We start from the raw sequence: 12,363 nt of genomic DNA on the forward strand, positions 1-12,363 counted from the left end.
TGGCTTGCTTTTTGCATTCCAAGCCATTGTAGTATTTAAAGCAATATAACAACAGTTAAGTTGGTCAGTGGATGGATAACCATTTAGGCTCGTTAGAAGAACAAGTAGAACGTTATAAACAGGTATTGGATGTGATGCCCGCTGGCGTGATCCTGCTTGATACCCAAGGGGTAGTGCGTGAAGCAAACCCAGAAGCTCAGCGCCTGTTAGAAGTCCCTCTGGTAGGGCACAAATGGTTTGAAGTGATTCAGTGGGCATTTGCCCCGCGTGAGGATGATGGACACGAAATCTCTTTGCGCAATGGCAGCAAAGTGCGCTTGGCTATCTCGGCTTCAACCACCGGACAACTTATCCTAATTACTGATCTGACCGAGACGCGTTTATTGCAATCGCGCATCAGTGATCTGCAAAGGCTGTCGTCATTAGGACGTATGGTCGCCTCTTTAGCCCATCAAGTTCGTACGCCGCTCTCTAGTGCCATGTTGTATGCCGCTAACCTAAGCGCGCCAAACTTGCCTGTGGCAACCAAAGAACGATTTCAAACTAAATTGCTTGATCGCCTGCAAGATCTTGAAAAACAAGTTAATGATATGCTGCTGTTTGCGAAAGGTGGCGACAATAAAGTGGTTAAGCCATTTACGGTTGCTGAACTGGTGGCAGAGTTTTCTCCTATGGTGGAAACGGCGCTGAAAAACAACGCGATAGATTATTGCCTTGAAGTGGAAGAGCAAGAGACGCGTTTGATGGGCAATGCCAATGCGATTGCCTCTGCGCTGAGTAACTTAGTGATGAATGCGATTCAGATTGCCGGTAAAGAGTCTCAGCTTGATGTCTTTTTTAGACCGGTGAACGGCGAGCTAAAAATCTCGGTGCAAGACAGTGGTCCCGGCGTACCGCCAGAGCTACAACAAAAAATCATGGAACCGTTTTTCACTACCCGCTCGCAAGGCACAGGGCTTGGTCTGGCAGTAGTGCAAATGGTGTGTCGAGCACATGATGGCCGACTAGAACTAATTTCTGAAGAGGGTGAGGGCGCATGCTTTACGGTATGCATTCCTTTAGAGCGCACTCAACCTCAAGACCAATCAGTAACGACTGGAGAATAACATGGCTCAAAGCAAAGTACTTATCGTAGAGGATGACGAGGGTTTGCGCGAAGCGCTCGTAGATACTTTAGCGCTTGCGGGCTACGAGTGGCTCGAGGCGGATAGCGCGGAAGATGCACTGATCAAGTTAAAAGCGAACACGGTCGATATCGTAGTGTCGGATGTGCAGATGGCTGGCATGGGCGGTTTAGCTCTATTGCGCAATATCAAACAGCATTGGCCGAATTTACCAGTATTACTGATGACCGCGTACGCCAACATTGAAGATGCGGTTTCTGCAATGAAAGATGGCGCGATTGATTACATGGCTAAACCCTTCGCACCAGAAGTGCTGCTCAACATGGTCAGTCGCTATGCGCCAGTGAAATCGGATGACAATGGTGATGCAGTCGTTGCTGATGAAAAGAGTTTAAAACTGCTCGCCTTGGCAGAGAAAGTTGCCAAAACTGATGCCAACGTGATGGTACTTGGTCCAAGTGGTTCGGGCAAAGAAGTGATGTCACGTTACATCCATAACGCGTCGAATCGTAAAGATGGTCCATTTGTGGCGATTAACTGTGCAGCAATTCCAGACAATATGCTGGAAGCGACCCTATTTGGTTATGAGAAAGGGGCGTTTACCGGCGCTGTGCAAGCCTGCCCAGGTAAGTTTGAACAAGCGCAAGGCGGTACGATTTTGCTGGATGAAATCAGTGAAATGGACTTGAGCCTACAAGCCAAACTATTGCGTGTGTTACAAGAGCGTGAAGTGGAGCGTTTGGGCAGCCGCAAGAGCATTAAGTTGGACGTGCGAGTATTGGCAACCAGTAACCGCGATCTTAAACAATATGTGCAAGAAGGTAACTTCCGCGAAGACTTATACTACCGCTTGAACGTTTTCCCAATCGCATGGCCGGCACTGTGTGATCGTCAAGGTGATATTGAGCCACTGGCAAGACATTTGGTTGAGCGCCATTGTCAAAAACAAGGCCTGCCAGTGCCAAGTTTAAACCAAGATGCGGTGGCAAAGCTGTTGGCTTATCCATGGCCGGGTAATGTGCGTGAGTTGGATAACGTGGTGCAACGTGCGCTTATCTTAAGTGAAAACGGACACATTAGCGGCGAACATATCCTGCTAGAAGGTCTTGATTGGCAAGATGCAACAAGTCTGCAACAAGTGGTAGAAAATGGAACCGTTGTCGCACCAACGATTAAGCCTGTGGCAGAAGTCGAGACGCTGAGCGGATTATCTAACCATTCAGGGTTAGGAAATGAGCTTAGAGATCAAGAGTATGCTATTATTCTCGACACTTTAGTTGAGTGCGGTGGACGCCGCAAAGAAATGGCAGAAAAACTGGGGATCAGCCCGCGTACGTTGCGCTACAAGCTAGCGAAAATGCGCGATGCGGGGATTGATATTCCAAACTAACGTGCTATTTTCGTAAATTCATAACTTGATGGCATAGGCTTTGCAGTGTCATTAAAATAACGGAGTTGGCAGTCAAAGAATTGACTTCTGGGGTAACGATGAGAATTGATGGCTTTAATAGTGAAATGCAGGCGCTTATGTTGGAAGCAACCAACAGCAAACCTGTCGCAACCGGTCAAACCGTGGGTGCGGATTTTAAAGATCTATTAAACAACGCCATTAATAACGTTAATAGCCTCGCCAAAACTTCCAGTGAACTCCAAACTCGATTTGATCGTGGCGATGAAAACGTTTCGTTGTCGGATGTAATGATCGCACGTAACAAATCGAGTGTTGCGTTTGAGGCCACAATTCAAGTACGTAACAAGCTTGTTGAGTCGTACAAAGAATTGATGAATATGCCAGTCTAATTTAGGTATCGTCAGTGTCTGAACAAAACCAGTCAACAGATTTAGCCTTATCAGGCTCTTCATCGGATGGCGCGCTTGTTGCCCACAACGATTTAGATCATGAAGGTCAAAATCCAGATTTAGATGAAAAAAGCAGCTCCAAGTTTGACTTAGCTGTCGGCGATCTCGACTTAATGCGTCAGATCGTACTCGTGCTTTCCATTTCGATCTGTGTGGCACTCATCGTGATGCTGTTTTTTTGGGTTAAAGAACCTGAAATGCGTCCGCTTGGCGCTTATGAAACCGAAGAACTTATCCCGATCTTAGATCACCTTGATGCGCAAAAAACCGAATACAAACTAGAAGGCAATACCATTTTGGTGCCAACTAGTGAATACAACAACCTCAAGCTAAACCTTGCCAGAGCAGGTCTTAACCAAGCAACTGAAGCGGGTGACGATATCTTGCTACAAGATATGGGCTTTGGTGTTTCTCAACGCCTCGAGCTTGAACGCCTTAAGCTAAGCCGCGAGCGTCAGCTTTCTCAAGCGATTGAAGAAATGAAGCAAGTTCGCCGCGCGCGCGTGTTACTTGCCCTGCCAAAACAAAGCGTTTTTGTTCGTCACAACCAAGAGGCGTCGGCTTCGGTCTTTCTTACCTTAAAAACGGGCAGTGGTCTGAAGCAAGAAGAAGTCGACTCGGTTGTCGATATGGTTTCAAGCGCAGTACCTGGCATGAAGCCAACTCGCGTAACGGTTACCGATCAACATGGTCGTCTACTCAGCTCGGGCTCGCAAGACGAAGCTTCAATGGCACGTCGTAAAGAGCATGAGCTTGAGCGTAAACAAGAGCAGGCATTACGTGAAAAAATTGACTCGGTACTTATTCCAATTCTTGGTTTTGGTAACTACACCGCACAGGTCGATATTGAACTTGATTTCAGCGCGGTTGAGCAAACACGTAAGAGTTTCGATCCCAACACTCCAGCTACGCGCAGTGAATACACGCTAGAAGATTACAACAACGGCAGTGTCGTGGCGGGGGTACCAGGTGCTCTGAGTAATCAGCCGCCAGCTGATGCCTCAATTCCGCAAGATGTGGCGCAGATGAAAGATGGCTCAGTACTTGGTCAAGGCTCAGTACATAAAGAAGCTACGCGTAACTTCGAACTCGATACGACCATCAGCCATGAACGCCGTCAAACCGGTGTGGTTAACCGCCAAACTGTTGCAGTGGCGATCAAAAACCGTCCGATTGTTAATCCTGAAACAGGCGCGACGACTTATCAGCCTTTGTCAACGGCAGAGCTGGATTCAATTCGTCAAGTGCTCATTGGCGCGGTGGGCTTTAGTCAAGCACGTGGCGATTTACTCAACGTGTTAAGTATGCAGTTTGCTGAGCCGCAAATTGAAACCATCGCTGATGTGCCGATTTGGGAACACCCGAACTTTAACGACTGGGTACGTTGGTTAGCCAGTGCACTGGTGATTATTATCGTTGTGCTTGTTCTGGTTCGCCCAGCAATGAAGAAACTTCTCAACCCTGCAGCGGAAGAAGAGAACCAGATGTATGGACCGGATGGTCTGCCAATTGGCGTCGATGGTGAAACCAGCCTCATTGGTGGTGATCTTGATGGCGGCGAGCTATTTGAGTTTGGTTCAAGCATTGATTTGCCAAACTTACATAAAGATGAAGACGTATTGAAAGCGGTGCGCGCACTGGTGGCTAATGAGCCAGAGCTAGCGGCACAAGTTGTGAAGAACTGGATGAAAGATGGCTAACGAAATTGTCCCACAAGCCCAAGGCGGCGAAGTTGCAGAAGCAACCGTGGATATCTCTACGATTCCTGGTGAAGAGCGCGCGGCGATTTTGCTGCTGAGTCTTAATGAAGAAGATGCCGCCGGAATTATCCGTCATCTAGAACCAAAACAAGTGCAGCGCGTTGGTAGTGCGATGGCGCGCGCAGCCGATCTTAGCCAAGATAAAGTGGGTGCGGTTCATCGCGCCTTCTTGGAAGATATTCAGAAATACACCAACATCGGTATGGGCAGCGAAGACTTTATGCGTAATACGCTGGTTGCCGCTCTGGGTGAAGATAAAGCCAATAACTTGGTCGATCAGATCCTACTGGGTACCGGTTCAAAAGGTCTTGATTCATTGAAATGGATGGACCCACGTCAAGTGGCTAGCATTATCATCAATGAGCACCCGCAAATTCAGACTATCGTTCTGTCTTATCTCGAACCAGATCAATCGGCGGAAATCTTGTCTCAGTTTGCTGAGCGTGACCGTCTTGATTTGATGATGCGTATCGCCAACCTTGAAGAAGTTCAGCCATCGGCATTGGCAGAGCTGAACGAAATCATGGAGAAACAGTTTGCAGGTCAAGCTGGTGCACAGGCCGCGAAGATTGGTGGTCTGAAGGCGGCTGCCGAGATCATGAACTACATGGACAATAACATCGAAGGCGTGTTGATGGAGCAAATCCGCGATCAAGACGAAGACATGGCGACCCAAATTCAGGATCTTATGTTTGTGTTCGAAAACCTTATCGAGGTGGACGACCAAGGTATTCAAAAGCTGCTGCGTGACGTACCACAAGATGTACTGCAACGTGCGCTTAAAGGTGCCGATGATGCACTGCGTGATAAGATCTTCAAGAACATGTCTAAGCGTGCCGCTGAGATGATGCGTGATGATCTTGAAGCGATGCCACCGATTAAAGTTTCTGACGTGGAAACTGCACAGAAAGAAGTGCTGGCGATTGCTCGTCGCATGGCCGATGCAGGCGAGTTGATGCTCTCTGGTGGCGCGGACGAGTTCCTCTAATATTTTTGCTCTTGCAAGGTGAATACAATGTCAGGTGAGAGAAAGCGCGGATTTTTGCGCCTCGATGATGATCAACAAGTCGAAAAAGCCCAGAAGTGGGGCTTACCTGACTACACGCCAGAAACCCGCTCTGAAGCGCGTTCAACCGCGCTTAATTATGACCCAAGTTGGATCCCAAACTTTGCTGAGCCTGAAGAAGAAGCGCCGGCGGAGTTGACCCAAGAAGAGATCGACTTGATTAAGCAGCAAGCTTATCAAGAAGGTTTGCTGCAAGGGCAAGAAGCGGGTTTTAAACAAGGTTATGACAAAGGTAAAGAGCAAGGCCTTGAACAAGGTCACCAAGAAGGTCTTGAAGCGGGTAAGCTTGAAGGTGTTGCGGCAGGACAAGAGTTTATCCAGCAGCAAGTGCAAACCTTTGTTGGTCTTGCTAATCAGTTTGCTCAGCCACTTGAGTTGATGAATGCGCAAGTGGAAAAACAGTTAGTCGATATGGTGCTGACCTTAGTGAAAGAGGTGGTCCATGTAGAAGTACAAACTAATCCGCAAGTTATTCTCGATACCATTAAGCAATCAGTCGAAGCGCTGCCTGTTTCTGGGCACGCTATCACCTTAAAATTGCACCCCGATGATGTTGAGATTATTCGCTCTTCTTATGGTCAAGAATCACTCGAGTTTCGTAACTGGACTTTAGTTGACGAGCCAGCTCTTAACCGCGGCGATGTGCAAATCGAAGCGGGTGAGTCGAGCGTCAATTACCGCATGGAAGAGCGCATTCGTAACGTGCTAAAGAGTTTTTGCGGCGTTAATCGCCACCAAGGTGGTGAGTAGTGCTTGCGCTGGCTGATCGCCTCTCCCAATACAAAACCCAAGGATTAACTTGCCGACCTGTTGCGGCTGGCAAGCTGGTTCGCGTGGTTGGACTTACTCTTGAAGCGACCGGATGCCGCGCGCCAATTGGCAGCTTATGTAAAGTCGAAACCATGCATGGTGAGATGGAAGCTGAAGTGGTCGGTTTTTCCGGTGACAACCTTTTCTTGATGCCCAGTGAGCAAATCACAGGTGTTCTGCCTGGCGCGAAAGTAACCCCTTTAACCAGTGATGCCGGCTTGCCGGTTGGAATGGAGTTGCTGGGGCGCGTGATTGATGGTGTCGGTAACCCGTTAGATGGCTTAGGTCCTATCTATACCGAAAAGCGGGCTTCGTTTAACGCCGAACCAATTAACCCACTGGCACGTAAGCCGATTACCGAACCACTTGATGTGGGGCTTAAGGCAATAAATGGTTTGCTGACTGTCGGCAAAGGGCAGCGTATCGGTCTGTTTGCTGGTTCTGGTGTGGGTAAATCGGTCACACTTGGCATGATGACTCGCGGCACTACCGCACAAGTGGTTGTGGTGGGCTTGATTGGTGAGCGTGGACGCGAAGTTAAAGAATTTATCGAAGAGATTCTTGGCGTTGATGGTCGTCAGCGTTCTGTGGTTGTCGCCGCGCCTGCGGATGCATCCCCTTTGATGCGTCTAAAAGGCTGTCAAACGGCATTGACCATCGCTGAATACTTCCGCGATCAAGGTTTAGACGTGTTGCTGTTGATGGACTCGTTGACACGTTTTGCCCAAGCGCAGCGTGAAATTGCCTTGTCGGTGGGTGAGCCTCCAGCAACCAAAGGTTATCCGCCATCTGTGTTTGCTAAATTACCCGCGCTGGTTGAGCGAGCAGGTAACGGCAGTCCTGAACAAGGCTCTATCACCGCATTTTTTACTGTGCTTACCGAAGGGGATGATTTACAAGACCCTATCGCTGATGCTTCGCGAGCGATCTTAGATGGTCACGTTGTCCTGTCGCGTGAAATGGCTGATGCCGGTCATTATCCAGCAATCGATGTTGAGAAGTCGGTTAGCCGTGTTATGCCACAAATTACGACTGAAGAGCATGTTCTGATGTCAAAAGCGGTGCGCCAAGTGTTGTCATTGTGTCGTAAAAACCAAGATTTGGTGTCTATTGGCGCGTACAAACCGGGTACTGATCCGGCGATTGATGCGGCATTTACCCTTAAGCCTAAGCTCGATATGTTCTTGCAGCAAAGCATGAAAGAGAGCGTGCCATATGACATGTGCGTCAATATGCTCGGACGCTTATTGAAAGGGGAGTAGCTAGTCTATGAATAATGCCCTCGACTTTCTTTTAGAGCAAGCGAAAGAGCGCGAAAATCAAGCCGTTCTGGCACTCAATAAAGCGCGCACCGATCTGGATGGTTATTACCAGCAGTTACAGCAAATCGAGCAATACCGTTTAGATTATTGTCAGCAGTTAGTCGATCGCGGAAAACAAGGTCTGACTGCCAGTCAATATACCCACTTAAATCGCTTTCTTACCACCCTAGACAATACCTTGTCTAAGCAGAAACAAGCGGAATCTCACTTTAAAGATCAAGTCGAAAACTGTGAAAACCATTGGTTAGAGTGTCGCAAGCAGCGCCGCTCTTACGAGTGGTTGATTGAGAAAAAACAGGCTGAAAAGCAGCGTTTGGAAAACATTCGTGAGCAGAAGCAGATGGATGAATTCTCGACCTTGCAGTTTTCTCGTCAGCAAGCGAATCGTTTAAGCTAGCCTAGCTTATTGGCGCGTTTTTTGCTTTGTTCTATACAAATAAATGTTTGTTTTTTGTACGACTGTTTGTTGGCATCTTCAATGTCAGCGGTTGTGAACAGCAAGATAAACACTTCAACAATATCAGTTTGTTATAGCGAGTCAGCGACCATGAATGTAAATTTAACATCCGCGACAGAGTCGAGCAAAATCACCAAAGGCGTCACAGATAAGACGACAGCGAGTGATGAAGCGACAGAAGCGGAAGGCTTTTTCGCCAAATTGACGGCGATGCTCAAAGGTGAGAGTAAGTCTGAGTTAAAAAGCGTTGACAGTGCGTCAGGCAAAGCAGCAGAGCAAGTAAGTTCAGAAGATGCTGAGGTGCTTGAAGGCGGCAAAGCGCAGAGTACTGATGCACTACTTTCAGGTGCTGATGCTGAGCTTGAAGGTGAAGCGTCTGAAGTGGAAGCGAGCAGCGAGTTAACGGCGAAGGAGTCGCAAGAAAGCGCGGTCGCGGTGCCGAAAGAGCTAGAAAAATTTATCGAAAACAGTGACGAGCTTGAATCCAGTAGTCAGCAGGTTAAACAGACCGTTGCCGAAAGTGAGGCTCTACTGGGTCGATTAGAGCAAGCTAACAAGGCTTTGCAAGCGAAAGACGGCAACACTTTGCCTCCGCAAGACGCTGAGCTAACCAGTGAGACAGCCGCGCTAGATGAAAAATCATCACTCGGCGATGACGTGATGGTAGCACAAACTGCCCATTCAACAGATGGTGTGACTTTACAGGCGGTTGCGGCTCAAGCGCCGACTAGTGAGCAGCCGATAAACGCCGAATCATTGCCAAATCTGACCGAAAACGGTGTTCAAACCGAGCAAACTAATAGCGCCGCACTCGCATCTGGCGAGCAAGCGCCAACAATGAGCGAAGCTGAGGTAGCAGCCGCGCATGCGAGCCAAGCCAATATGGTGAGTGGTGCTAAAACGACTAGCCAAGATACCGATGAGGTTGGGCTTACAAGCCCAATGACCGAACAGCAAGGTGAGCCAACTGTGAGAGGTGATGGTGAAGCCATCGCACCTGCGATTGCTTGGTCAAGTAACAGCGCAGTCGCTACCGATGATATTAGCAAGCAAATGGTTGAGACCGACCTTTTGCATAAGCAAACCCATAAACCAGCCACCAATGCTGCCCAGTTGCAAGCGGGCGTTGCGGCGACCGTGACCAATGGCGCAACTAACAGCCAAGTGGCTAACCCTGCAGTGTCTGGTACGCCAGCGAGCGCGCTAACCCCAGCAACGCCGATGGATCTTTCTGCTGCCGCGCAATTGCAAGCTAGTGCTGCGCCTGCGGTGAAACCTGAGCAAATGATGCTGCAAAGCGCACTTGGCGCCAAAGCGGCAGCCACTATCGGCAAGTTAGCCACGCCAGGTGAAAACAGTAACGGCAGTGAAGCTTCGTTTGCTCAGCAGTTAGGGCAAGCGGCTGGGCAAAATGGTGTGACGGCACAGATGCGCGCTGAGCAAACCGCCCAAGCGCAACCGGCACTGCAGCTAAGTCGTGAAATGGCTGGTGAGCAAGTAGCCGAGCGCATTCAGATGATGTTGTCGAAAAACTTAAAGAACATCGACATTCGTCTTGATCCACCGGAACTGGGACGCATGCAAATTCGCATGAACATGAATGGCGATAACGCCACGGTCCATTTTACCGTTGCTAACCAACAAGCGCGCGATATCGTCGAACAAGCGATGCCAAGACTACGTGAAATGCTCGCACAACAAGGAATGCAACTTGGCGAGTCCTCGGTTCAACAACAAGCCTCTGGACAACAACAAGGTCGCTATGCAACTGGAAATGACAGTGGAACTGGTCAAGGGAGCAGCGGTCAGCACTTCTCAGGAGAAGAAAACCTTGAACCGGACGTCAAACTTGATTTGAATGTGGCGGCAAAGCGTGATGGAATCAGTTATTACGCTTAGACTATGCCAAGGTGCATGGAATTAACGGATTGATTAGCGAGAGAATCTTACATTATGGCAGCAGAAGAAGTCGCAAATGACGCCCCTAAGGGCAAAGGAAAACTGATCATCATTATCGTTGCAGTGTTGGTGCTGTTAATCGGTGGTGGTGCCGCAGCGTTTTTCTTTATGAGTTCGGGTGAGAGTGCCAAGTCTGACACCGCCGCTCAAGTGACCCCTGCTTCAACCGAGCTACCGGTCTCATACGTTAATATCCCACAACCGTTTTTGTTTAACGTTACAGGTGATAAAAAAGATCGCCTAGTACAAATCAATGTGCAAATGATGGTGCGTGGTATCGATAACGAAAACTTAGCTCGTTACCATTCACCATTGATTGAAAGTTCGTTGCTGGCGACGTTTGCCTCGGCAACCGTCGATCAACTGCGCAGTGCCAACGGTCGCGTTGAGCTACGTGATAAAGCAACCGAAGATATTAAAGCGAGTTTAACTCGCGCAGTCGGACAGCCAGTGATTGAGCGTGTGCTGTTTACTGACTTTGTTATTCAGTAGGAATTAGAGTGACCGATTTATTAAGCCAAGACGAAATTGATGCGCTACTGCATGGCGTAGACGATGTTGATGACGTCGATGATGATGAGGTCGTCAGTGATAGTGATGCGGTCGACTTTGACTTCTCGTCACAAGACCGAATTGTTCGTGGTCGAATGCCGACGCTCGAACTTATCAACGAGCGTTTTGCGCGTCATATGCGCATTAGTTTGTTTAACATGCTGCGTAAAACCGCCGAGGTATCGATCAACGGTGTTCAGATGATGAAGTTTGGTGAATACCAAAATACGCTGTATGTACCAACCAGTTTGAACATGGTGCGCTTTAGACCATTAAAAGGTACTGCGCTTATCACCATGGAAGCACGTTTAGTGTTTATCCTAGTAGAGAACTTTTTCGGTGGTGATGGTCGCTTCCATGCCCGTATCGAAGGGCGCGAATTTACCCCAACTGAACGTCGAATTATTCAGTTGTTGCTGAAAATAGTGTTTGAAGATTACAAAGAAGCTTGGTCTCCGGTGATGGGGGTTGAGTTTGAGTATCTCGACTCGGAAGTGAACCCAAGTATGGCGAACATCGTCAGCCCGACTGAAGTGATTGTCGTGAGCTCGTTCCACATCGAAGTTGATGGTGGTGGCGGCGATTTCCATATGGTTATGCCGTACTCGATGGTCGAACCGATCCGTGAACTACTTGATGCTGGTGTCCAGTCAGACAAGATGGAAACGGACGTGCGTTGGAGCTCAGCGCTGCGCGAAGAAATTATGGATGTTCCGGTCAACTTCCGCGTTGATTTGCTGGAAAAAGACATCTCGCTGCGCGACTTAATGGAACTTCAACCGGGCGACATTATTCCGATTGATATGCCTGAACATGCGGTGATGTTTGTGGAAGAATTGCCAACATATCGCGTGAAAATGGGTCGTTCAGGTGACAAGCTTGCGGTGCAAGTGTCAGAAAAAATTAAACGCCCTGATGTGGTGAAAACCGACATCGCGTTCCTCGGTAAAGATGTGATCTCCGAGTTAGAGCACGATGACGGCGAAATTGAAGATTAACAATATAAGATAGGTACATAGGTATGGAACCAAGTGACGATCAAAGACTGGCTGACGAATGGGCGGCAGCATTAGGCGAAGATCCAAGCGCACCAAGTATTGACGTTGATGAGGTGATGGCGGCGCAACTTGATGAGTTGCAAGATACCTCTGCGCCAATTACTGATGATGAGCGTCGTAAACTCGATACCATTTTAGATATCCCGGTGACGATTTCGATGGAAGTGGGTCGCTCACAGATCAGCATTCGTAACCTGCTGCAACTAAACCAAGGTTCAGTGGTAGAACTTGAGCGCCTAGCGGGTGAGTCATTAGATGTATTAGTTAACGGTACACTGATCGCCCATGGTGAGGTGGTCGTGGTCAACGATAAGTTTGGTATTCGTCTCACGGACGTAATTAGCCAAACTGAGCGTATTAAGAAGCTTAGGTAAGCTATGAAGCCGAGTTTATCG

At 48.5% G+C, this 12,363-nt stretch carries 12 protein-coding genes; all 12 read left to right on the forward strand.

The window, feature by feature from the left end:
* Positions 1-71: 71 nt before the first annotated feature.
* The 12 genes from DPF93_RS05475 (at position 72) to fliN (ending at position 12,342) form a co-directional block, all read left to right on the forward strand.
* A complete protein-coding gene (locus tag DPF93_RS05475) occupies positions 72-1,106 on the forward strand; it encodes a sensor histidine kinase (protein ID WP_114765215.1) in 1,035 nt (344 codons plus the stop codon).
* A gap of 1 nt (position 1,107) precedes the next feature.
* A complete protein-coding gene (locus DPF93_RS05480) occupies positions 1,108-2,514 on the forward strand; it encodes a sigma-54-dependent transcriptional regulator (protein ID WP_114765216.1) in 1,407 nt (468 codons plus the stop codon).
* 98 nt (positions 2,515-2,612) lie between these two features.
* Positions 2,613-2,924 carry a flagellar hook-basal body complex protein FliE gene (gene fliE / locus DPF93_RS05485; RefSeq protein WP_114765217.1) on the forward strand — a complete coding sequence of 104 codons (312 nt, stop codon included), beginning with the start codon at positions 2,613-2,615 and terminating at the stop codon, positions 2,922-2,924.
* A gap of 14 nt (positions 2,925-2,938) precedes the next feature.
* The gene (gene fliF, locus DPF93_RS05490; RefSeq protein ID WP_114765218.1) at positions 2,939-4,684 is read left to right on the forward strand and encodes a flagellar basal-body MS-ring/collar protein FliF; all 1,746 of its coding nucleotides are present in this window, start codon (positions 2,939-2,941) and stop codon (positions 4,682-4,684) included.
* Entirely contained in the window at positions 4,677-5,732 is a 1,056-nt protein-coding gene (gene fliG / locus DPF93_RS05495; protein ID WP_114765219.1) for a flagellar motor switch protein FliG, read from the forward strand. Before fliF ends, fliG begins: the two co-directional genes overlap by 8 nt.
* Before the next feature lie 27 nt (positions 5,733-5,759).
* Positions 5,760-6,560 (forward strand): flagellar assembly protein FliH, encoded by an 801-nt coding sequence (fliH, locus tag DPF93_RS05500; protein ID WP_114765220.1) that lies wholly within the window; start codon positions 5,760-5,762, stop codon positions 6,558-6,560.
* Complete coding sequence (fliI, locus tag DPF93_RS05505) at positions 6,560-7,882, forward strand: flagellar protein export ATPase FliI (protein ID WP_114765221.1); 1,323 nt, start codon at positions 6,560-6,562, stop codon at positions 7,880-7,882. The genes fliH and fliI overlap by 1 nt, the downstream gene beginning before the upstream one ends.
* Before the next feature lie 7 nt (positions 7,883-7,889).
* Complete coding sequence (gene fliJ / locus DPF93_RS05510; RefSeq protein ID WP_114765222.1) at positions 7,890-8,339, forward strand: flagellar export protein FliJ; 450 nt, start codon at positions 7,890-7,892, stop codon at positions 8,337-8,339.
* Positions 8,340-8,489: 150 nt separating this feature from the next.
* Complete coding sequence (locus tag DPF93_RS05515) at positions 8,490-10,298, forward strand: flagellar hook-length control protein FliK (RefSeq protein ID WP_114765415.1); 1,809 nt, start codon at positions 8,490-8,492, stop codon at positions 10,296-10,298.
* 54 nt (positions 10,299-10,352) lie between these two features.
* Positions 10,353-10,850 (forward strand): flagellar basal body-associated protein FliL, encoded by a 498-nt coding sequence (fliL, locus tag DPF93_RS05520; protein ID WP_114765223.1) that lies wholly within the window; start codon positions 10,353-10,355, stop codon positions 10,848-10,850.
* 8 nt (positions 10,851-10,858) lie between these two features.
* The gene (fliM, locus tag DPF93_RS05525) at positions 10,859-11,908 is read left to right on the forward strand and encodes a flagellar motor switch protein FliM (protein ID WP_114765224.1); all 1,050 of its coding nucleotides are present in this window, start codon (positions 10,859-10,861) and stop codon (positions 11,906-11,908) included.
* A gap of 23 nt (positions 11,909-11,931) precedes the next feature.
* Positions 11,932-12,342, forward strand: coding sequence for a flagellar motor switch protein FliN (gene fliN, locus DPF93_RS05530; protein WP_114765225.1), 411 nt, complete (start codon positions 11,932-11,934; stop codon positions 12,340-12,342).
* Positions 12,343-12,363 lie beyond the last annotated feature (21 nt).

Source organism: Vibrio rhodolitus, assembly GCF_003350325.1.
Lineage (GTDB): Bacteria > Pseudomonadota > Gammaproteobacteria > Enterobacterales > Vibrionaceae > Vibrio > Vibrio rhodolitus.

Bases quoted from the DNA above. Each gene is read 5' to 3' on its own strand.
- DPF93_RS05480 (WP_114765216.1), top strand. From the start codon at position 1,108: ATGGCTCAAAGCAAAGTACTTATCGTAGAGGATGACGAGGGTTTGCGC.
- DPF93_RS05475 (WP_114765215.1), top strand. From the start codon at position 72: ATGGATAACCATTTAGGCTCGTTAGAAGAACAAGTAGAACGTTATAAA.
- fliE (WP_114765217.1), top strand. From the start codon at position 2,613: ATGAGAATTGATGGCTTTAATAGTGAAATGCAGGCGCTTATGTTGGAA.
- fliG (WP_114765219.1), top strand. From the start codon at position 4,677: ATGGCTAACGAAATTGTCCCACAAGCCCAAGGCGGCGAAGTTGCAGAA.
- fliH (WP_114765220.1), top strand. From the start codon at position 5,760: ATGTCAGGTGAGAGAAAGCGCGGATTTTTGCGCCTCGATGATGATCAA.
- fliN (WP_114765225.1), top strand. From the start codon at position 11,932: ATGGAACCAAGTGACGATCAAAGACTGGCTGACGAATGGGCGGCAGCA.
- DPF93_RS05515 (WP_114765415.1), top strand. From the start codon at position 8,490: ATGAATGTAAATTTAACATCCGCGACAGAGTCGAGCAAAATCACCAAA.
- fliL (WP_114765223.1), top strand. From the start codon at position 10,353: ATGGCAGCAGAAGAAGTCGCAAATGACGCCCCTAAGGGCAAAGGAAAA.
- fliJ (WP_114765222.1), top strand. From the start codon at position 7,890: ATGAATAATGCCCTCGACTTTCTTTTAGAGCAAGCGAAAGAGCGCGAA.